At 72.3% G+C, this 21,500-nt stretch carries 16 protein-coding genes; 5 read left to right on the top strand and 11 right to left on the bottom strand.

Annotated features, from left to right (window positions below):
- Positions 1–128: 128 nt before the first annotated feature.
- The 8 genes from mnhG to U5C87_RS10495 all read right to left on the bottom strand — a co-directional run bounded on the left by mnhG (position 129) and on the right by U5C87_RS10495 (position 10,066).
- Positions 129–503, bottom strand: a complete 375-nt coding sequence (gene mnhG, locus U5C87_RS10460) for a monovalent cation/H(+) antiporter subunit G (protein WP_330476506.1) — start codon at positions 501–503, stop codon at positions 129–131.
- Complete coding sequence (locus U5C87_RS10465) at positions 500–868, bottom strand: monovalent cation/H+ antiporter complex subunit F (RefSeq protein ID WP_330476507.1); 369 nt, start codon at positions 866–868, stop codon at positions 500–502. Before U5C87_RS10465 ends, mnhG begins: the two co-directional genes overlap by 4 nt.
- Positions 865–1,512 carry a Na+/H+ antiporter subunit E gene (locus U5C87_RS10470; protein ID WP_330476508.1) on the bottom strand — a complete coding sequence of 216 codons (648 nt, stop codon included), beginning with the start codon at positions 1,510–1,512 and terminating at the stop codon, positions 865–867. The genes U5C87_RS10465 and U5C87_RS10470 overlap by 4 nt, the downstream gene beginning before the upstream one ends.
- Entirely contained in the window at positions 1,509–3,170 is a 1,662-nt protein-coding gene (locus U5C87_RS10475) for a Na+/H+ antiporter subunit D (RefSeq protein WP_330476509.1), read from the bottom strand. The genes U5C87_RS10470 and U5C87_RS10475 overlap by 4 nt, the downstream gene beginning before the upstream one ends.
- Complete coding sequence (locus U5C87_RS10480; RefSeq protein ID WP_330476510.1) at positions 3,167–3,652, bottom strand: NADH-quinone oxidoreductase subunit K; 486 nt, start codon at positions 3,650–3,652, stop codon at positions 3,167–3,169. The genes U5C87_RS10475 and U5C87_RS10480 overlap by 4 nt, the downstream gene beginning before the upstream one ends.
- Complete coding sequence (locus U5C87_RS10485) at positions 3,649–6,609, bottom strand: Na+/H+ antiporter subunit A (RefSeq protein ID WP_330476511.1); 2,961 nt, start codon at positions 6,607–6,609, stop codon at positions 3,649–3,651. The genes U5C87_RS10480 and U5C87_RS10485 overlap by 4 nt, the downstream gene beginning before the upstream one ends.
- Positions 6,610–6,698: 89 nt before the next feature.
- Positions 6,699–9,155 carry an immune inhibitor A domain-containing protein gene (locus U5C87_RS10490; protein WP_330476512.1) on the bottom strand — a complete coding sequence of 819 codons (2,457 nt, stop codon included), beginning with the start codon at positions 9,153–9,155 and terminating at the stop codon, positions 6,699–6,701.
- 236 nt (positions 9,156–9,391) lie between these two features.
- Positions 9,392–10,066: a DUF6636 domain-containing protein gene (locus U5C87_RS10495; protein WP_330476513.1), complete on the bottom strand. Its 675-nt coding sequence runs from the start codon at positions 10,064–10,066 to the stop codon at positions 9,392–9,394.
- Positions 10,067–10,137: 71 nt separating this feature from the next.
- On the opposite strand from U5C87_RS10495, the gene U5C87_RS10500 reads away from it, so the two are divergent.
- Genes U5C87_RS10500 through guaA form a run of 3 tightly spaced genes read left to right on the top strand, consistent with a single transcriptional unit; the run spans position 10,138 to position 12,876 of the window.
- A complete protein-coding gene (locus U5C87_RS10500; RefSeq protein WP_330476514.1) occupies positions 10,138–10,884 on the top strand; it encodes an SURF1 family protein in 747 nt (248 codons plus the stop codon).
- Entirely contained in the window at positions 10,881–11,276 is a 396-nt protein-coding gene (locus U5C87_RS10505; RefSeq protein WP_030196760.1) for a DUF3817 domain-containing protein, read from the top strand. The genes U5C87_RS10500 and U5C87_RS10505 overlap by 4 nt, the downstream gene beginning before the upstream one ends.
- A 10-nt stretch (positions 11,277–11,286) precedes the next feature.
- Complete coding sequence (gene guaA / locus U5C87_RS10510; RefSeq protein WP_330476515.1) at positions 11,287–12,876, top strand: glutamine-hydrolyzing GMP synthase; 1,590 nt, start codon at positions 11,287–11,289, stop codon at positions 12,874–12,876.
- A 193-nt stretch (positions 12,877–13,069) separates the two neighbouring features.
- Here guaA and U5C87_RS10515 read toward each other — a convergent pair whose 3' ends face one another.
- Positions 13,070–13,546: a hypothetical protein gene (locus U5C87_RS10515; protein WP_330476516.1), complete on the bottom strand. Its 477-nt coding sequence runs from the start codon at positions 13,544–13,546 to the stop codon at positions 13,070–13,072.
- A gap of 141 nt (positions 13,547–13,687) precedes the next feature.
- Here U5C87_RS10515 and U5C87_RS10520 point away from each other — a divergent pair, with 141 nt between their 5' ends.
- Together U5C87_RS10520 and U5C87_RS10525 are read left to right on the top strand one after the other, a co-directional pair.
- Complete coding sequence (locus tag U5C87_RS10520; protein WP_330476517.1) at positions 13,688–14,524, top strand: phosphatase PAP2 family protein; 837 nt, start codon at positions 13,688–13,690, stop codon at positions 14,522–14,524.
- Positions 14,525–14,534: 10 nt separating this feature from the next.
- Positions 14,535–17,267: an asparagine synthase-related protein gene (locus tag U5C87_RS10525; protein WP_330476518.1), complete on the top strand. Its 2,733-nt coding sequence runs from the start codon at positions 14,535–14,537 to the stop codon at positions 17,265–17,267.
- 63 nt (positions 17,268–17,330) lie between these two features.
- On the opposite strand, the gene U5C87_RS10530 is transcribed toward U5C87_RS10525, so the two are convergent.
- Both U5C87_RS10530 and U5C87_RS10535 read right to left on the bottom strand, forming a co-directional pair.
- Positions 17,331–19,007: a long-chain-fatty-acid--CoA ligase gene (locus tag U5C87_RS10530; protein WP_330476519.1), complete on the bottom strand. Its 1,677-nt coding sequence runs from the start codon at positions 19,005–19,007 to the stop codon at positions 17,331–17,333.
- A 120-nt stretch (positions 19,008–19,127) separates the two neighbouring features.
- Positions 19,128–21,458 (bottom strand): heavy metal translocating P-type ATPase, encoded by a 2,331-nt coding sequence (locus U5C87_RS10535; RefSeq protein WP_330476520.1) that lies wholly within the window; start codon positions 21,456–21,458, stop codon positions 19,128–19,130.
- Between the last annotated feature and the right edge of the window lie 42 nt (positions 21,459–21,500).

The following is a 21,500-nucleotide window of genomic DNA, read 5'->3' on the forward strand; positions in this document are numbered from 1 at the left end:
TGGTTCATCGTACGTTCGGCAGGACGGCGCCTCACGCCATTTTCCGTCGGGGTCACGTCGCAGACGCCAGGAGCTCGAGTCGCCTTGAGGTCAAACGGCGCCCGGGTATGCCGGGTGGCCGGGTCCCGTCAGCGCGCCCGGTCCTCGTCGGCTCCTTCGGCGCGCTCGAGGGCGTCGGACAGCTCGTCGACGACGAGGGTGTCGACGTCGACGCACCGGTTGCGGTAGGCGGCCCGGCCGACGAGGTGCGCCGAGACGGGGGAGGTGAAGAACTGCGTCGCCGCCAGCAGCACGAGCGTCGTGACGGCCGCCCAGGTGCGCAGCGTCAGGGCGAGGCCGGCGAGGATGAGGATGAGCCCGAGGGTCTGCGGCTTGGTCGCGGCGTGCAGCCGCGAGAGCGTGTCGGGGAAGCGGACGAGGCCGATGGCTCCGGCGAGGCAGAGGAACGAGCCGAGCAGGAGGCAGACGGCCCCGGCGACGTCGAGCAGCGAGGTCCAGCTCATGACGGGTCCTCCGCTCGTCGGTCCTGCTGGGCTTCCGGCCCGTCCGGCCCGTCGGGCTCGGGCGTGGTTGCGGGGAGGGGCTGCTCGCGCAGCACGCCCTGCGGCTCGTCGGAGTCGCGGGAGAGGAAGCGGGTGACGGCCACGCCGCCGACGAACCCAACGAGCCCGAGGATCATCAGGAGCGGCAGGTAGGTCGTCGTGCGCTGACGCGCCGACTCGAGGGCCACCCCCGCGATGACGATGACCAGCAGGATGTCGGCGGCGACGATGCGGTCGAGGTTGCTCGGGCCCCGGTAGAGGCGCACGAGCACGAGCGCGGCCGCGACGCCGAGCATGGCGAGCGAGATGCCGAGGACGACGGTCATGCGAGGTCCTCCTCGTCGGTCGTGCCGGGGCGAGTCGAGGGGGTCGCGCCGGAGCTCGGGGTGGGCCACGCGCCCCCGGACTCGAGGGCCGCGATCTCCTCGCGCGAGCCCAGAACACGCACGACGCGTCGCTCGATGGCGAGGACGTGGGCGCGCTGGGTCTCGATCGCGCCCTCGCGCTCGACGTCGAGCAGGTGGAGGTAGAGCACGGAGGTCGAGCGGCGCGCGTCGATGACGACGGACCCGGGCACGAGCGCGACGAGCTCGGCCGTGATGGTGAGGTAGAAGTCCGAGCGTGAGCGCAGCTGCACCTCGATGACGGCGTTGCGGGGGCGGCGCCGGCCGAAGGCGAGGCGCATCACCTGCCACGAGGAGGCGACGAGGTCGACGAGGAAGTGACCGATGAGGAGCAGCAACCGGTGCGGGCGCAGTCGACCCTGGAACTCGATCGAGGGCAGCGGGAAGGCATAGGTGACGAGCAGCCCGATGAGGACGCCGTTGACGACGTTGCCCCACGTGACCCGGTCCCCCAGCAGCACCCAGGCGAGCGCGATCGTCACGACGGCGCGTGGCTGCAGGACCCGCCGCCGGCGGCGCGGGGTGGCCGGCCCGCGCGGGGCGGTCGTCATGCGGACGTCGCTCACCGGCGCACCTCCACGGGCAGGACGCTCGTGACGTAGGGCTCGCGGCTCGTGAGGTCGGTAGCGGCCCGCTGCGTGTAGGCGAAGAGCGGTCCGGCGACGACGGTGATGAGCAGGCCGACGAGGGTCATGGCGGCCGTCGCGCCGAGCATCGTGCGGGGCAGGGTACGGGGGTTCGCGTCGACGAGCACGGCGCCCGCGGGACCGGTCTCGGGTCCGGACTGGGTGGCGGTCCCAGAGGTGGTCCCGCGCGCGCCGACGAGGGCGCCCTCCTGTGGGGCGGCAGCCGTCTCGGACGAGCGTGGCGCGTCGGCGAGGGTGCGCCAGAAGGCCTGGCTCCAGACCTTGGTCAGGGCGTAGAGCGTCAGCAGGCTCGTGACGATGCCGCCGACGACGAGCAGCCACGCGAGCGGCGTGCCGAGCTCGATGCCGGCGTGGAGCAGCCCGACCTTGGCGAGGAAGCCCGACAGCGGCGGGATGCCCGAGAGGTTCATCGCCGAGACGAAGAAGAGCGTCGCGAGCACGGGGGAGGCGACGGCGAGACCGCCCAGCCGGTCGAGCGAGGTCGTGCCGGCGAGGCGCTCGACGAGGCCGGTGATGAGGAAGAGCGCGGTCTGGATCGTGATGTGGTGGGCGACGTAGAAGATGGCGCCGGCGGTGCCCTCCGGGGTGGCGAGCGCGATGCCGAAGATCATGTAGCCGATGTGGCTGACGAGCGTGAACGACAGGATCCTCTTCAGGCCCGACTGCGACACGGCGCCGAGGATGCCGATGACCATGGTCAGCAGGGCGGCCCACATGAGCAGGCCCTGCAGCGGGGAGTCGGGGAAGAGAAGCGTCTGGGTGCGGATGATCGCGTAGACGCCGACCTTCGTCAGCAGGCCCGCGAAGACGGCCGTCACCGGCGCGGGAGCCGTCGGGTAGCTGTCGGGCAGCCACGCCGACAGGGGGAAGACGGCGGCCTTGATGGCGAAGGCCGTGAGCAACGAGAGCTGGAGCACGAGCGCGACGCCGGACGGGAGGTCGCCGATGCGGATCGCGAGCTGGGCGAGGTTGACGGTGCCCGTCGCGGCATACACCGCGGCGATGCCGACGAGGAACAGCGCGGAGCTGAGCAGGCTGACGACGACGTAGGTCGTGCCGGCGTGGATGCGCGCGGCGGATCCGCCGAGGGTGATGAGGACGTAGGAGCTGAAGAGCAGGATCTCGAAGCCGACGAAGAGGTTGAAGAGGTCGCCGGCGAGGAAGGCGTTGGAGACGCCGGCGGCCAGCACGAGGTAGGTCGGGTGAAAGATCGTCAGCGGCGTCTCGCTCTCGGTCTCGTCGTCGCTGTCGGCCTGGCCCTGGCCGATGGCGAAGACGAGCACGAGCAGGGTGACGATGCTCGAGACGAGGAGCATGAGGGCGCTGAGCCGGTCGGCCACGAGCGAGATGCCGAGGGGCTCCTGCCAGGCGCCGAGCCACAGCACCTGCGGGCCGTTGACGTCGGTCTGCCACACGAGGATCCCGGCCACGGCGACCACCGCGGCGAGCACCGCGATGCTGACGCTGCGCTGCAGCCTCGGCGACCGGCGGAAGGCGAGGGTGAGGGCGGCACCGAGCAGCGGCAGCAGCACCGGCAGGGGCACGAGGTCGGGCACGGGGAAGGCGTTGGGACTCATGGCGCTCCGGGGCTCCCGTCATCGGCCGCGAGCTCGTCGGACGTCGTCGTCGACTCCTCGGACGGGTCGTAGGTGGACGAGGTCTGGTCCTCGAGGGCGAGGCGCTGGATACGGGCGTCCTCGGCGTCGTCGGGGACGTCGTCGGTCCCGGAGATCTGCCAGAGGCGGTAGGACAGGGCGAGCAGGAAGCCGATGGTCGCGAGCGAGATGACGATCGCGGTCAGCACCATGGCCTGGGGGAGCGGGTCGCTGATCGCGGCCGGGTCCTCACCGACGAAGGGTGCCCGCCCGGCGCGTCCGCTGATGACGAGGTAGAGCACGGCGATGCCGTTGCCGATGAGGACCATGCCGAGCAGGACGCGCACGAGGCTGCGGTCGAGCGCGAGCGCCGTGCCGGTGGCGACGAGTCCGACGGTGACGAGCACGAGGGTGATGTTCGGCTGCAGGCTCGACTCGATGAGCGTGGGGGCGAGGGCGGTCACGACCGGACCCCTTCCTGCGCGCCGGCGGCTTCGGCACTGGCATCGACACCCGCGTCGTCCTGCGCGTCGTCCTCGTCGTCCGCGGCTTCGGCCTCCTCGGCGATCTGCCGGTCGATGCCGGTGCCGAGGCTGCGCACGATGTCGAGCATCATGCCGACGACGATGAGGTAGACGCCGATGTCGAAGGCGAGCGAGGTCACGACGTGCACCTCGCCCCACGGCGGCAGGGTGAAGTCGACTGTCGTCGTCTCGAGGATGGTGCCGCCGAACGCGAGTGGTGCGAGCGCCGACCCGACGGCGACGAGCAGCCCGATGCCGACGAGGAGGCCGGCGTCGAACGGCGCTGCCTCGTCGAGCTCGTAGCGGCCGCCGGCGAGGTAGCGCACGACGAGGGCGAGGCCGGCGACGAGCCCACCCGCGAAGCCGCCACCCGGCTGGTTGTGCCCGGCGAAGAGCAGGAAGAGGGACGCAGCGAGCATGATGTGGAAGACGAGGCGGGTGACGACCTCGAAGATGACCGAGCGCTTCTCGGTGCGCATCGTGCGGCCGCCGTGCAGCCACGTGCCGCGGCCCGGGCTCGTCGACGGGAGCGACTTGGCCGTGGCCCGCGAGAGCCGGGTGTTGCGGGTGCGCACGAAGATGAGGCTCGCGATGCCGGTCGCGGCCGCCACGAGCACCGACACCTCGCCGAGGGTGTCCCACGCGCGGATGTCGACGAGCGTGACGTTGACGATGTTCTTGCCGTGGCCGAACGCGTAGGCCTCCGTGGGGAACCCGGCCGACACGGGCTCGCTGTTGCGCCCACCGGACGCGACGAGGGCGATGGCCCCCACCGACGCCCCGACGGCCGCACCGAGCACGATGCGCCAGGTGCGCGACGGTGAGTGCGGGTGCCGCGTGAACTTCGTCGGCAGCCGGCGCAGGGCGAGGACGAAGACGACGAGCGAGACGGTCTCGACGAGCATCTGCGTGATGGCGAGGTCCGGTGCGCCGTGCAGGATGAAGAGCAGCGCGACGCCGTAGCCCGTGGCGCCGACGAGCATGACGGCGGTGAGGCGGCGGCGGGTGACGAGCACGAGCACGGCCGCGGCGACGATGACGATCCCGACGACCGCCTGGCCGGCGTTGTCCCAGAGCCGCACCTGGGGGAACGTGCCGCGCGTGACGGCGGCCGCCCCCGGCAGCGCGACGAAGACGATGAGGATGGCGGCGAGGTAGATGGGCAGCGAGCCGCGCTGGGTGACGGCGGTCGTCTCGACGGCGCCGCGGTCGACCCACCGCAGGGTGCGGGCGAAGCCGCGCTCGCCGTCCACGAGGGCCGGCACGCCGGACTGCACCCGCGAGACGAGGTCGCGCTGTGCGAAGAGCACGAGACCGACGGCCACGGACACGAGGGAGAGCAGCAGCGGGACCGTGACTCCGTGCCACAGCGCGAGCGTCTGCGGCTCGCTCCCGACCGGGAAGCCCACGGCATACGGCATGAGCCACGGTGACTCGAGCGGCGCGAGCAGGCCGAGCAGCAGGCTCGCGACGCCGAGCAGCACGGGCGCGAGGACGAAGCCCGGGTGGGCCGCCTTGACGGGGGTCGGGGCCACGCCCGGCTTCGCCGCGAAGGCGCCCCAGAGGAAGCGCGCCGTGTAGGCGACGGTGAGGGCCGACCCGGCGACGACGCCGATGATCGCGAGCCAGCTCCACGGCGCGGGGAGCGGGGCGGAGGTCTGGACGTCCTGCCAGAGCGACTCGAGCGCGCTCTCCTTGGACACGAAGCCCGCGAGGGGGATGATGCCGGCCATCGAGAGCCCGGCGAGCGTCGCCGGCACCGCGACGGGCAGCAGGCGGCGCCCGACGCCCGAGAGCTCACGCAGGTCGCGCGTGCCGGTGCACTTGTCGACGACGCCGACGGTGAGGAAGAGCGTCGACTTGAAGAGCGCGTGCGCGATGACGAGGGCAAGCGCCGACAGCGCCGACGTCTTGGTGCCGAGGCCCGCGATGGCGACGATGAAGCCGAGCTGGCTGACGGTGCCGTAGGCGAGGAGCAGCTTGATGTCGTGCTGGCGCAGCGCCCGCCAGCCGCCGACGAGCATCGTGAAGAGGCCGAGCCCGACCGTCAGCGCGTGCCAGGCCGGCGCGCCGGCGAAGGCGGGGGCGAGCAGCGCGACGAGGTAGATGCCGGCCTTGACCATCGCGGCGGCGTGCAGGTAGGCGCTGACTGGCGTCGGTGCAGCCATGGCGCCCGGCAGCCAGAAGTGGAAGGGCACGAGCGCCGACTTGCTCAGGGCGCCGACGAGGAGCAGGACGACCGCGGCCACCGTGACGGCGTCGAGCGGAGGCGGGTCGGCGAGCAGCACGGAGATCGAGTAGCTGTGGTGCACGCCCAGCGCGATGATGCCGACGAGCATCGCCAGGCCGCCGAAGGTCGTGACGATGAGCGCCTGCATCGCTGCGCGCCGGTTCGTGGAGCTCGCCGGGTTGTGGCCGATGAGCAGGTAGGAGAAGACCGTCGTCAGCTCCCAGAAGACGTAGAGCACGAGGAGGTTGTCGGTCAGGACGAGTCCGAGCATCGCGCCGGCGAACGCGGTGAAGACCGACGTGAAGCGCCACAGCGTCGGGTCACGGTCGCTGAAGTACCACGTGCAGTAGAGCAGCACGAGGGCCCCGACCCCGGTGACGAGCAGCCCGAGCACCCAGGAGAGGGTCGTGACCCGGAAGTCGAGGTCGATGCCGAGGCCGGGCACCCACGAGATCCGTTGTGTCGGAAGGTTGCCCGAGCGCACGTCGTTCGAGACCGACACGAGCCAGGCGAACGAGACCGCGGGTGCGAGGGCCAGGACCGGGAAGGCCTTCGTGCGCAGGACCTTGGCCAGCCACGGCGCGAGGGCGGCGGCGAGCAGGTGCAGGAGCAGGAGTTGCGCCACGGCGGCCCTTCGGTCGTCGGGTGAGTTGAGCTCGGTCCACATCGGTTCAGGTCGTGCCCCGATTCTAGGTGCAGCGAAGGGCCCCGCCGACCAGTGGTCGACGGGGCCCCTCGTGCGTCAGGCCGTTCGCGTCACTTCGGGGCGACGAGGACGTTGAGCGAGTTGCCCTGCTTCGAGGTGCCGACGACGCGGATCGTCGTGCCCGTCTTGGGCACGTCGACGGAGTACCAGCCGGGCTGGTAGCGGCCCGGGTGGGTGCCGGTCGCGCCGTGCTGGTCGCTGTTGAACCACCACGTCCTCGTGTCGTCGAAGACCGGCTGGGCCGGCTTGCTCGCGACGGTGCCCGTGGTGCCGTCGGCCGGGTTGTGCAGCGTGATCGCGTCGGTGCGCTCGAGTCCGAAGGTCGAGTCGTAGGACAGGATCCGGTTGCGCATCAGCGTGCCGTTGGACCAGTGCGTGAACTCCGGGTGGGCGTCGACCGGCAGGACGAGGCCGGAGCCGGGGTGGTCGCCGACGTTGTTGTCGTTCTGCGAGCTGTCCCAGTAGCTGATGAGCAGCCCGTTCTGGTACGGGTAGCTCTCGACCATGTCCGGCTTCGTCGGGAACCCGAAGTTGTAGGCCGTCTTCAGGGACGTGTCGTAGCCGTCGTACTGGCGGTTCTCGGCGATGTACGCGTTGAAGAAGGCCCGCTCCACCGATCCCTCCGTGGCCCGGAAGCCGCTGCCGTCGGCCGGGCTGAACGTCCAGCCGGCTGCGGCCTCGGCCCCGTCGAGCGGCTGGCCGGTGATGGCGATGGCGTCGACCTGGAGGCCCGGCGGCGGGGTGTCCACCCCGGGCTGCCCGACCTGTGCGCCGTCGGCCTTGTAGCGGAACTGGACCTGCACGGTCTTGCCCGCCCACGGCGAGAGGTCCGCCGTGAGGTCGGTCCACGACGCCTTGACGCCGGTGATGCCCTGGCCGAGGTTGTTGCCGTTCGGGTCGGTCGTGCGCGACAGGCTCGTCGGCACCTGCGTCCACGTGGCGCCGCCGTCGGCCGAGACGCGCAGGTAGGCGTAGTCCCAGTCCTCCTCGATGTTGTAGCGCGCCTTGGCCGCGAGGCCGACCGTGCCGGCCGGCAGGGTCACCGACTTCGTCATCGTCGTGTCGAGGTCGTCGGCCGCGTCGCTGTAGTACATCTTCGAGCCCTCGTAGGGGTCGCCCAGCTCGAGAGGCACCATCTTGTCCGGCAGGACGGTGAAGAGGGCCTGGCTCTGCTTCGTCGCCGGGACGTTGGAGCCGATGGTGTGCGACGAGCGCTTGCCGGCGCGCGCGACGTCATAGAACGGCCCCTGCTTGCCCTGCGGCTGCAGCCAGCCGAGCTGAAAGAGCTCGAAGGCGCCGAGGTCGGTCGGGTCGTCGCCGATCCCGTCGGTGCCGCCGTCGCCGATGTTGGCGCCGGAGCTCATGAGGGTCCAGAACGCCGTGTTGTTCTCCGCGCCACCGGTGTTGCCGGAGGTGTCGTAGAGGTCGGGCAGGCCGAGGTCGTGGCCGAACTCGTGCGCGAAGACACCGAGGCCGCCGTTCTCGGGCTGCATCGTGTAGTCACCGACCCAGACGCCAGTCGGGTTGTTGGGCACGAGCGAGCTCGAGACCAGACCCGTGTTGCTGCCGACGTTGACGCCGGCCCCCAGGGGACCGCCACCCTGCACGGCTGCGAACGAGCGGTGGCTCCAGATGGCGTCGGTGCCCTGGTTGGGGTCGCCGGCCGCCTCGTCGCCGCCCGCGTGGACGATCTGGAAGTGGTCGATGACGCCGTCGGGCTCGTTGAAGTTGCCGTCGCCGTCGATGTCGTAGCGGTCCTGCTGGTCGAACGTCTTGAGGTACGTCTGCACCTCGGCCATCGTCTTGCCGGCCTTCAGCTGCGCGTCGACCCAGACCGCGAGGGCGTCACGCACGAGCGCCGTCGAGGTGTTGCAGACGATGCTGCCGCAGTAGTTGCGGCCGTAGAGCGCCTCGTTGAACGGGACCTTGACCCACTCGGTGACGTCGCCCTCGACCGAGTAGCGGCCGGAGGACTGGCGCTCGTAGTACTTCGCCATCCGGTTGAAGTACATGTCCTGGTAGTGCGCCCGGTTGTAGTCCTTCTGCCACAGCGTCGAGTTGTCGACGGCGCGGTTGGGGGCCGGGATCTCGTTGTGGCGCGGGCCGGTCACGTCGGTGGCGCTGCCGTCCGGCGGAGGCCCCTGGAAGATCGGGTTGGGGTACTGCTGGTCGCCGAACTCGACGATGACGACGAAGATCTTGTCGGTCCCCTCGCGCTCGAGCTGGACGTGCTGTCCCTTGCCGAGCTTGGCGACCTTGCCCTGGGCGCTGGCGTCGCCCTTGAGGCGCTTCTCGAGCGCCTTCTGGCGCATGGCGTCCTGCTTGACCGCCAGTGGCGAGCGCAGGTTGTCGTTGCGGGTCTTGCCCGATGCTGCGTTGTCGGCCTTGGTCTTGCCGACGCTGGGAGCCGCCTGCACCGGGGACGCCGCTACGGCGCCGGTGACGAGGGCTCCCGTGGCGAGCAGGCCGATGAGCCTGCGACGCCCGGAGTGGAGTGATTGCCTCACGAGGACCGTCCCTAGAAGTGTGAGTTTCCTGTGGGATGCCGCACCCGCCGCTGATTCTTGCGCTGCGCCCCCGAGGCGCGACTTTCGCAGTCAAGACCTCGGTGGTCCTCCGTGGCCGTTTCGTACCATCACCGTTATCGATTCGTGATCCGGGGGTTCGGCTGATTCGCCCCGTCTTGGTGCGTTTGCCTTGGTATGCGCCTCAGCGCGTCAGAATTGGTATGCGCCTCAGCGCGTCAGAAGGTGACGAAGCTGTTGCGGGCGAGGAAGAAGCCGTGTCGCCCCGCCTCGTCGATGCACGTCATGCCGGTCTTCTCGCTCAGGCAGGCCGTCGTGCCCGACGGCTGGGTGCGCGAGCCGTAACCGAGCGCGGGCTCCGAACCCGTCCGGATGGTGTCGGTGTTGCAGACCGGCCGCGCCCCAGCCGCCCCCAGCTCGATGCGGCCGATGTCCTTCGCGCCGCCCTCCGGGCAGATGGTGGGCAGCGGCGGCTTGATCCGACCCTCCCGCACCTCGCACGAGACGGCAGGACCCGCGCCGCGCCGGCACACGATGTTGCCCGACGGGCTGCGGAAGGCGCCGCCACCGGACGCCGCCGGCTTCGCCGCGTCGATCCGGCCCTTGGCCTCGGCGAAGGACTTCGGCGCCCCGCGCTGCTTGCCGACCGCGAGGACCGTCGGCACGGCCGCGGAGGTGGGGCTCGCCGTCGGCGCCGGGGTGCTCGTCGCCGGGGCGCCACCGGACGATGCGGCAGGCGCGTCGACGGTGACCGTCACGGTGCGCCGTGGGGCGGGGATGTCGGTGGCTCCGCAGGAGGCGAGCAGGCACGCCACGGCGACGGAGGCGAGGACGACGACGGAGCGACACGGCATACCTGATCGGCGGTGGCGCGGCGGCGGCATCGGTGACATGGCGAAGGATTCTGGCACGGGTGGCCGCCCCGGGTCAGGTCGGCGCCAGCGAGGTGACCTACCCTTGGGGCGTGTTCCGGCGCCTGCTCACCCCTCGCTGGGTCGGCATGTTCGCCGGCCTGGTCGTGGTCGTCGCCGCGTGCGTCCTGCTCGGCCTGTGGCAGCTCGGCGTGGCCCGCGACTCCGGGCGCCAGGACGCCGTGGCTGCCGCGTCCACGCTCGAGCGCGCGCCGCTGCAGCAGGTGACCAAGCCGCACAGCGACTTCCAGGCCGACTACTCCAACCGTGCCGTCACCGTCACGGGCACGTATGCCGCCGAGCGCACCCTGCTCGTCGTCGACCGCAGGCTGGACGGCCGGGTCGGGTCGTGGGTGGTGACGCCGCTCGAGACGCAGGGCGGCACCGTGCCGGTGCTGCGCGGCTTCGTCGACGGCACCCCCGCCTCCGTGCCACAGCCGCCGGCCGGCGTCGTCACCGTCACCGGCACGCTCGGCCCGGGGGAGTCCCCGAGGGACGGCGCCCCGCTGCCCGCACCCCAGGTGCGCTCCATCGACCTGGCCTCGCTCGTCAACGAGTGGCCGGGCGACCTCTACAACGTCGTCGTGCTGGCGTCGGCCGAGTCCACCGGCCCGGCCGACGGCCTGACCCGCGTGCCCCCTCCGGACCTCGACGCCCCGCTCAACCTGCGCAACGCCGCCTACGCCGTGCAGTGGTGGGTCTTCGGGATCTTCGCGATCTGGATGTGGTGGAAGATGTTCCGAGCAGAGCAGCAGGCGGGCGAGCCCGTCGCCGCACCGAGAGAAGGCGTCACGACGTGAGCACGTATCCCCAGACCCTGGCCAAGCCGCAGCAGATCCGCTCGGCCCTGTCGACCTACCGCGTCCTCGCGATCATCGCCGGCATCGCGCTGTTCGTGCTCATCCTCGAGATGGTCATGAAGTACGGCTTCAAGCAGACCAACGTGCTGACGGAGTACTGGAGCCCGATCCACGGGATCATCTACTTCGCGTATGCCGTGTCCGTCGCCAACCTGGGCCTCAAGGCCGCGTGGGGCCCGGTCCGCATCGTCAAGAACCTCCTCGCCGGCTTCGTGCCCGTCGTGCCGTGGATCGCCGAGCGCCGCAACACCGCCGAGACCGAGGCGCTGCTCTCGCGCGCCTACGTCGCGGGCGACGGGACGCCGTCCGAGGAGCGCCCGTCGGGCCGTTAGGCTTGCGCCCGTGAGCGAAGCGCACCCGACCGACCTGCAGAGCCACCCCGTCCTCGTCGTCGACTTCGGCGCGCAGTACGCCCAGCTGATCGCCCGCCGCGTGCGCGAGGCCCAGGTCTACAGCGAGGTCGTGCCGCACTCGATGGCGGCGGCCGACATCCTCGCCAAGCAGCCGGCGGCCATCATCCTGTCCGGCGGGCCGAGCTCGGTCTACGAGGACGGCGCCCCGCGCCTCGACCCGGCCCTGCTCGAGGCCGGCGTCCCCGTCTTCGGCATGTGCTACGGCTTCCAGTCGATGGCCCAGGCCCTCGGTGGCACCGTGGCCCGCACCGGCGCCCGCGAGTACGGCAAGACCGACGCAGCCATCAGCGACGTCGAGTCCACGCTCTTCGACGGACAGCCGCCGAGCCAGACCGTCTGGATGTCGCACGGCGACTCCGTCAGCGCCGCCCCCGAGGGCTTCGCCGTCACCGCGACGACCGCCGGCACGCCCGTCGCCGCCTTCGAGGACGACGAGCGCCGGCTCTACGGCGTGCAGTGGCACCCCGAGGTGCTGCACTCCGAGCAGGGCCAGCGGGTGCTCGAGAACTTCCTCTGGAAGGGCGCCGGCATCACGCCCGACTGGACGCCCGGCCACGTCGTCGAGGACCTCGTCGAGTCGATCCGCGAGCAGGTCGGCGAGGACCGCGTCCTCTGCGCCCTCTCCGGCGGCGTCGACTCGTCCGTCGCGGCAGCCTTGGTGCAGAAGGCGATCGGCGACCAGCTGACCTGTGTCTTCGTCGACCACGGCCTGCTGCGGGAGGGTGAGGCCGAGCAGGTCGAGACCGACTTCGTCGAGGCGACCGGCGTCGACCTCGTCGTCATCGACGCGCGCGAGCGCTTCCTCGAGGCGCTCGCCGGCGTCACCGACCCCGAGACCAAGCGCAAGATCATCGGCGAGCAGTTCATCCGCGTCTTCGAGCAGGCGGCGCGCGACGTCGTCCACGACCGCGGCGACGAGGAGCACCCCGTCAAGTGGCTCGTCCAGGGCACGCTCTACCCCGACGTCGTCGAGTCCGGCGGCGGCGAGGGCGCGGCCAACATCAAGAGCCACCACAACGTCGGCGGCCTGCCCGACGACCTCCAGTTCTCGCTCATCGAGCCCCTGCGCACCCTCTTCAAGGACGAGGTGCGCCAGGTGGGTCTCGAGCTCGGGGTCCCCGAGGTCATCGTGTGGCGCCAGCCGTTCCCCGGCCCCGGCCTCGGCATCCGCATCATCGGTGCGGTCGACGCCGAGCGGCTCGCGATCCTGCGCCGCGCCGACGCCATCGCCCGCGAGGAGCTGACCCGCGCGGGGCTCGACCGCGACATCTGGCAGTGCCCCGTCGTGCTGCTCGCCGACGTCCGCTCGGTCGGCGTCCAGGGCGACGGCCGCACCTACGGCCACCCGGTCGTGCTGCGTCCGGTGGCCTCCGAGGACGCCATGACCGCCGACTGGGCCCGCGTGCCCTACGACGTGCTCGCGACGATCTCGACGCGCATCACCAACGAGGTCGAAGAGGTCAACCGGGTCGTGCTCGACGTCACGAGCAAGCCGCCGGGCACCATCGAGTGGGAGTGACCACGCCCGCCCGGCCACCCCAGCGCTGAAACCGTCGAGAGGCCACGTCTGGCCCCCTCGGCGCAGTCGAGAGGCCACGTCCGTACCCAGGACGTGGCCTCTGGACGTGTCCCGAGGGGCACGTCGTGGCCTCGACGGTCGGGGAGGGGGCGTATGCCGGGTGGCCGGCCACCCGGCATACGCCCGGGAGCGCTCAGCGGCCGGTCGCGGCGATGTAGGCGCCGGCGTTGCTCAGCGGGTTGAGCAGGACGACCGGCGCCAGGCAACGGGTGGGCAGGCTCACGCGGGTCTCGATCCGCGCGTCCCCCGCGGCGCTGAACGGCACGGGCGCCGTCATCATCACGTCCTTGCCGTTGCAGACGACCGTGGCCGAGAGGGTGGCGAGCGGGTTGTCGCCGCGCGTCGGGATGATGAGGCCCTCGACCTCGACCTGGAGGTCGCCGTCGGCGCGCAGGCGTGCCGTGCCCTCGGAGATGACCCAGGGCGCCCCGCCGCGGACGAGACCGAAGAGCGGTGGGTCGCTCAGCTGGCTGCCCTGCAACGGCGCGCGCAGGATGTCGCTGCGCGGCACGCCGCCGCTGTCCGCGGAGGCGCTCGAGGTCGCGGCGAGCGCGGAGACGCCGATGACGGCCCCGGCAAGGAAGGCGGCGGTACGGGAGATCGCGTGCATGTCGTGCTCCTGACGTGGTGACGGGGGGACGGTTGCCCCTCCTCGAGGACGACGGCGCGGCGCGCCACGGTTCACGGCGGTCCTCGGGGACGGCGAAGGACGTGCAGCGACGACACAGGCTGCCTCGTTACCGTTGTGGTCATGACCGCCCGCCCGACCGCCCGCCCCGCGACGCGGGAGCAGCGGCGGCCGGGGAGCACGCGGAGGACGGTGAGCACGCGGGAGTCGGGGAGCCCGGGTCATCGGCGCTACGGGCCCCTCGTCGCGCTGCTGCTGGCGGTCGGTCTCGTGCTCGTCACCGTGGGCGTCGTGAGCGGCGGCGCGCTCCTCATGCTCGACGACCGCGTCCTGGCGCTGACGCCGGGCCGGGGCGGCGGGCCTCGGGCTGCGGAGCTCGTGGCCCTGGGCATCGTCGACCTCGCGACCCCGGTGCTCTCGGTCGCCGTGTTGTGCGCCGTCACCTTCGCCGTCTGCCTGCGCACGGGCCGGTGGACGCCGCTCGTCGTGGCCGGTCCGGCCCTCGTCCTCGTGTCCGGGTCGGTCCTGCTCGGCAAGGCCGTCATCACCCGCTCGGCGCCCGACGTCCCCGGGATGCTCGGTGGCGACGGGTCCTACCCGTCGGGGCACACCGCCACCGCGCTCGTGTGTGCCGGGGTCGCCGCCGAGCTGCTGTCCCGGCTGCAGCCCGCTCGGCGGAGGCTCGCACGGGCAGCAGCGGCGACGTGGACGACGCTCGTCGCCGGTGCCCTGCTGTGGCTGCACTTCCACTGGCTCAGCGACGTCGTCGGGTCGGCGCTCCTCGCCACCCTCGTGCTGTGGCTGCTCCTGCGGTGGCCGGCGCGACTGGGGGCCCGGCTCGAGACCCCTGCGTCGCCGCTGCCCGTCGGCCGTCCAGGCGCCGATGGCGCGGGGCGCGGCCGGGAGGCAGGGCGTCTCGGCCCGCCGTGGCTGGACTGGGATCGGTCCGGGGCCCGTTAGGGTTGAGGCCATGTGTGGAATCGCGGCCTATCGAGGGTTGGAGGCCGACGAGGCCCTCCTCGAACGACTCCTCGCGACGCACCCGGAAGCGGGTCCAGCGGCGACGGTGACCGACGGAGACGCCGGGCTCGGCGTCCGGGAGGGACGTCCCGTGCGGGCGTCCGCGTCACCCGAGGACGCCGACCGCGTCGGTGGTGTCGGTGGTGTCGGTGGTGCCGTTGATGCCCGTGGCTCCGACGGCGGCCGTGGCGGCGACGTCGCGCGGCTCGCGGTGGCCCCCGGCGGCCGGTTCACGCTGGCCCTCGACGGCGAGCTCTTCAACCGGGCCGAGCTGCGCGGCGACCTCGAGACCCTCGGGCACGACTTCGGCGTCGGCAGCGATGCCGAGGTCGCCCTCGCCGCCTTCACCGAGTGGGGCACCGACGGCCTCGACCGGCTCGACGGTGCCTTCGCCGTCGTCGTCTGGGACCGGGACACCCGGCGCATGACGCTGGCGCGCGACCCGTTCGGGGTGCGCCCGCTCTACATCGCACGTGCCGGTGAGGGCTGGCTCGTCGCGAGCGAGATCAGCGGCATCCTCGCCAGCGGCCTGCACGAGCGCCGCCCCGACGACCGCACCATCTACCGCTACCTTCGCTTCCGCGTCCACGACGACGGGCCCGCCACGTTCTTCGCCGGTATCGAGCGCGTCGGCGCGGGCGAGGTCGTCACCCTCGGCGACGACCTGCCCGGTGGCATCGAGCGGCACCCGTACTCGCGACTGCGCGAGGAGCTGACGGCGCTCGCGCGCTCGCCGCGGAGCTACACGTCCGCGGCCGCCACCGAGTTCCGCGCGCTGCTGACCGACTCCGTGCGCCGCCGCTCGAGTTCGTCGGGCCGGGTCGGCACCGCGCTGTCCGGTGGCCTCGACTCGGCGGCCATCGCCTCGCTCGTCGACGTGGTCGAGCGGGAGGCGGGCGGCTCGGACGAGCAGGACACGTGGTCCGCGGTCTACCCGGCCTCGCGCATCGACGAGCAAGCGCAGGTCGAGGCGGTCACGGCCTCGCTCGGGTCGCGCGTCGACGCGCACCGCTTCGAGCCGACCCCGTCGGAGTTCAAGAAGGACATGCGCGATCTCGTGCGCACCCAGGAGGAGCCGCTCGGTTCGACCGGCCCCTACACGCAGTACCGCGTGCTGCAGGAGGCCGCGCAGCGCGACGCGGTCGTGCTCGACGGACTCGGCGGGGACGAGCTCCTCGGCGGGTTCGGGGCCCATCACCTCATCCACCTGCGCGGGCTCAAGGGACGCAGCGCGGCGCTCGCCGCCTCCGAGCTGGGTCGTTCCCTCGACGTGCTCGTCCGGCGCGGTCGCCCCCACGTCGGAAACCGGCTGCGCGGCCGCAAGGCCGTCGCCGTCACCTCGCTCCTCGGCGCCGACTTCGCCCGTGCGCACGCCGGTGAGACGCACGAGGCCGAGCGCACCGACCTGCGCAAGCGGCTCGTCGACGACCTCTTCGTCGACTCGCTGCCGTCGCGGCTTCGCTCGACCGACAAGAACGCCCGCCGGTTCGGCGTGTCGGTGCGGCTGCCGTTCGTCGACCGCGAGCTGGCGCGCTTCGTCTTCGGCCTCGACGACGCGGCCCTCATCAAGGACGGACTCGGCAAGCGCGTGCTGCGCGACGCGATGCGCGGCCTGCTGCCCGACTCGGTCGTCGATCGCCGCGACAAGGTGGGTTCGACCACGCCGCAAGCCGACTGGTTCATGCGCCTCAAGAACCACATCTACGGCGAGTTCCTCTCCGAGTCGTTCGCGAACCGCCCCTACTTCGACCAGACGGCGGTGCTGCACGCCTTCGAGGGCTGGATCAAGGGCACCAACTCCGTCGACTCCATGACGATCTGGCGCATCCTCAACGTCGAGCTGTGGCTGCAGGAGTTCTTCGACGAGCGCGCCCCCGAGGCCGACGACGTCGTCGAGCACGTCAAGAGCGACTACGAGCCGAACGCCCGCAAGCAGCTCGACCTCGTGACGGCCGACGGCACCGCCGTGCGCCGCTACCCGCTGCGCACCGACCTCTACGCCCGCGAGGACGACCTCGAGGCCAAGACGCTCGGCTACATCGACCGCTTCTTCGCCGGTCTTCCCGACGCCGGCCCCGAGCACGCCGCCGCCACCGGTGGGCGCTGGTACTTCTTCATCTCCGAGAAGATCGTCGCCATCACCCAGGGTCGGTCCTTCTTCATCTGGGACATCAAGGTCGGTCGCCCGGCTCGGCTGCTGAGCCGCTACGTCACGCGCACCCCCGCCGGCATCGGCCTGGGCTCGCCGTTCACGATGCAGCTCGCCATCGAGGAGGCCGGGCTGCCGCGGGTGCTCTTCGCCTCGGCGGGCGGCGCCGTGGGCAAGGTGCTCGGCAAGCGTGGCCTGTTCTACGACCTCGTCGGGGGCGACATCCGCGCCATCGACGGTCCCACCGAGTACTCCGTCTACCCGGCCAACGTGTCGGCGAAGCTCGGCCCCAAGGACCCCGACGACGTCGCCGCGAGGCTCTCGGCGGCGATCCGCGCGCGGGTGCCCGCGGCCTACCGCGACACGTTCGGTGGCACCGTGGTCATGGACGCCAACGACATCGGCCGCAACGTGCTCGGCAAGGACGCCCCCGGCTCCAAGGAGCGCTACGAGCTGATGTTCGCCGACAACCCGCTCGGGCAGGGCTCCGAGCAGACCCCGATGGCCGTCGTCTTCGAGACGCCCTCTGCCTGAAGGCTCTTCGCGTATGCCGTGTGGCCGGGCGAGCGCGCCCGGCCACACGGCATACGTGGTCTCTCAGCTCGCGATGAGCGAGTCGCGCACCTGCTTGCGCAGCACCTTGCCGATCTGCGAGCGGGGCAGCTCGTCGACGACGACGACGCGCCGGGGCACCTTGTAGGCGGCGAGGTCGGACCGGCACCGGGCCTGCACGGCCTCGAGGTCGACCTGGGCGCCGGGCTCGGTCGTCACGACGGCGACGACCTCCTCGCTGCCGTCGGGCTTCGGCAGGCCGACGACAGCGGCGTCGGTGACGCCGGAGACGGTGCGCACCACAGCCTCGACCTCCGACGGCATGACGTTGAAGCCGCCGGTGATGATGACCTCCTTGATGCGGTCCACGACCGAGACGAAGCCGTCCTCGTCGACGACGACGATGTCGCCGGTGCGGAACCAACCGCCGTCGAGGAGGGCGGCCCGGGTCTCGTCGGGCTTGCCCCAGTAGCCGCTGAACACCTGCGGCCCACGGATGAGCAGCTCGCCGCGCTCACCGACGGGCCGGTCGCGGGTCGGGTCCTCCGGGTCGACGACGCGGATGTCGGTGCTCGGGAAGGGGACGCCCACGGCACCCGGTCGCCGCTCCCGGCCGATGGGGTTGCCGACCGCGACGGGTGAGGTCTCGGTGAGGCCATAACCCTCGACGAGCAGGCCGCCGGTCACCTCCTCCCACAGCTCGAGAGTCTCGCGGGGGAGTGCCATCGCGCCGGAGATGGCGAATCTCGTTGCGGTCAGGTCGATCCCACGATCACGGGCAGTCTTGGCGAGCCGCTCGTAGATGGGCGGCACGGCCGGCAGGAACGTCGGCGGGTGCTTCTTCGCGGCGTCGAGCACGAGGTCGACGTCGAAGCGCGGGAAGAGGACGAGGCGGGCGCCCATGCTCATGGCGAAGGTCAGGCAGAGGGTCAGCCCGTAGGCGTGGAACATCGGCAGGACGGCGTAGACGACCTCCTGCCCCGGCCTCATCCCTGGCACCCAGGCCCGGCCCTGGGCGGCGTTGGCGACGAGGTTGCGGTGGGTGAGCATCGCGCCCTTGGGCACGCCGGTGGTGCCGCTCGTGTACTGGATCGCCGCGAGGTCGTCGACGCTCGGACGCGGCACGGAGGGGTCGAGGGGTCCGTGGCCCAGCAGGTCGGACCACGGGGTCGTCCCCGTCGACGGGGCGGTGAGCCGGGCGCGCAGCTCGCGTGCTCGCCGGAGCGGCAGCCGCAGAGCCAGTCGCTTCGTCCACGGCATCGACGCGGTCAGGTCGACGGCCACGACGTGCTCGACGCCGGGAAGCCGCGCGACATCCGTGGCGACCACGTCCCAGGCCACCGCGACGGTGGCCCCGTGGTCCTCGAACTGGTGGGCCATCTCGGTCGGCGTGTAGAGCGGGTTGTGCTCGACGACGACCGCCCCGAGGCGGAGCACCGCGTAGAACGCGACGATGTGCTCGGGACAGTTCGGCAGCACGAGGCCCACTCTGTCGCCCGACTGCACGCCGAGCCGTCGCAGCCCCTCGGCCGCGCGCTCGACGCGACGTCCCAGCTCCGCGTAGGTCACCTCGGCGCCGAAGAACTCGAGTGCCGGCCGATGCGCGTACGTGGCGACGGCCTCGGTGAGCAGGTCGACGAGCGAGCCTGTCGGTTGGGCGATCTCGGCGGGCACCCCCTCGGCGTAGTGGGCCACCCAGGTGTGCTCCAGTCCCGTGGTCATGCCAGCCTCCGTCGCCGGTCTGCTGCCGCGCCGTGCGGCAGGCCCAGTATGGCGGTGGTCCGCCGGGACGCGGGGACCGACGGGCGCGGTGGCACCCCACGGCATACGTCGTCGGTGCGGTCAGCCGTGGGCACGTCGGCGACCCGTGCGACCGGCGGGGGAGGGGGCCGAGGGCACGAGCGCGAAGGCACCCTCCTCCTCCTGGCTGTTGTGCAGGCGGCACACGGCGTAGAGGCCGTAGAGCAGGCGGCGCAGCTCCGTCACGTCCTCCGGCGTCACCTGCGCGGGGTCGATGCCGTCGAGCAGCCGGCGCAGCCGCGAGACCTGGTGCTCGATCTCTGCGTGCGTGCGTCGCATGGTCGCCGTGGCGGCGCCCCCGATCGCCCGGGCCACGAGGGGCATCAGCTCGTCCTCGTCGGCCCGCTCGTGCGGCACGAGGTCCTGCTCGAGGCGGTCGAGGAGGGCGTGCACCGGCTCGAGTCGGCAGTCGCGGGTGTGCAGCCCGTCGGCCACGGTGCGGATCTGCTCGACCGCGGCGATGGCGACGTCGTGGCCGTTGCGCAGGCGCCGGGCCGTGGCGACGTCCTCCTCGGACATCGGGACGGTGTGCAGGCGCGTCGGCAGCAGGGCGCGCAGCGCGATCCCGATCGCGAGGACGTCGATGCCCTCCTGCAGCACGGCGCCGGCGGCAGGCGGGAGCAGGCCGGCCGCTGCGGCGACCATCGCGACAAGCGACAGGCCCATGCCCACGAGCACGGCCTCGAGCGCGATCCGGCGCGACCGGCGCGCGATGAGGATCGCATCGGCGATGGCGTCGACCCGGTCGACGGTGAGCACGACGTCGGCGGCCTCGGAGCTGGCCGTCGCCCCGCGCGCGGCGAGCGCGACCCCGACACCGGCAGCGGCGAGGGCCGGGGCGTCGTTGACCCCGTCGCCGACCATGATGGTGCGCCCGGCGGCCGACTCGTCCCGGATCGCGTCCAGCTTGTCGGCCGGGTCGCGGTCGGCGAGGACCGCGTCGACGCCGACGATGCGCCCCACCGTCTCGGCGATGTCGGCGCGGTCGCCGGTGACCAGCACGGTGCGCCGGATGCCGACCTCGCGCAGGGCCGCCAGCATCCGTGGGGCGTCGGGTCGCACCGGGTCCTCGAGGAGGAAGGCGCCGGCAGGCCGGCCGTCGACCGCGACGAAGATCGTCAGGCAGCCGTCGAGCGCAGCCCGGCGCCGCACCTGGCGGAGCCAGGCCGGGTCGACGTCGCCGACGATCCAGCGCGCCTTGCCGAGCCGGATGTCGACACCGCCGACGGAGCCCTCGAGGCCGTAGCCGTGCACCTCGCGGACATCTGTCGGCAGTACGAGGTCGAGACCGCGGTTGCGGGCGGCGCCGACGAGCGCGCTGGCGAGGGGGTGGGGCGAGACCTGGTCGAGGGAGGCCGCGAGGCGCAGCACGTCGAGGGCGGAGGGAGCATCCGGGGCGGTGACGACGGAGGCCAGCTCCGGACGCCCGCGGGTCAGCGTGCCCGTCTTGTCGAAGAGCACGACCTCGCCGGCGGCCAGCGCCTCGAGAGCGGCGCCGCCCTTGACGACGACCCCGATGCGCGAGGCCCGCGACAGCCCGGACATGATCGCCACCGGAGCGGCCAGGAGCAGCGGGCACGGCGTCGCGACGACGAGCACGGCGACGGCACGGACGGGGGACCCCGCCATGGCCCACGCCAGCCCGGCAAGCGCGAGGGTCAGCGGCACGAAGAGCGCCGCGAAGCGGTCTGCCGTGCGCACGAACGGGGCCGACGTCGCCTGGGCCTGCTCGACGAGGCGCACGACGTTGGCATACGTCGACTCGGACGCCGACGACGTGGCCACGACGTCGACCGGCGCGCCGGCGTTGACCACCCCGCTGCGGATGTCGTCGCCGCTCGGGCGCTCCACGGGCATGGGCTCGCCCGTCAGGGCCGACTCGTCGAACGTGCCGGTCGCGAGCAGCCGGCCGTCCACGGGGACGACCTCGCCGGTGCCGACGACGAGCACGTCACCGGGGTCGACGTCCTCGACTGGTATGCCGTCGATCCGGTCCCCGTCGCGCCGCCGGGCCGTGCGCGGGGTGCGCTCGACGAGCAGTCGCAGCTCCCGGTCGGCGCGCGCGGCCGCGCGTGCCTCGAGCAGGCGGCCGCTCGCGAGCATCAGCGTCACCATCGCGCCGGCGAACTCCTCACCGACCCACAGCGCGCCCGCGAGGGCCAGCACGGCGATGACGTCGACCGACGCGCGACGCTCCGCGACGGACCGGATGGTCCACAGCAGCGAGAGCGCGAGGCCGAGCACCGTCGCGGTGACCCACAGCACCGACGAGACGGTCCCGGCGCCCGTGACGGCGGCGATCCCGCCGCCGGCGAGCAGGAGGGCCGACGCGACGAAGAAGACCGCGGGTGAGCGGCCGCGCCACCAGGTCACACCTCCATCATCCGCCGCCACGGACCACCCGGAGCCCGGTCG

The sequence above is a fragment of the Terrabacter sp. C0L_2 genome (genome assembly GCF_036352015.1).
Classification (GTDB): Bacteria; Actinomycetota; Actinomycetes; order Actinomycetales; family Dermatophilaceae; genus Terrabacter; species Terrabacter tumescens.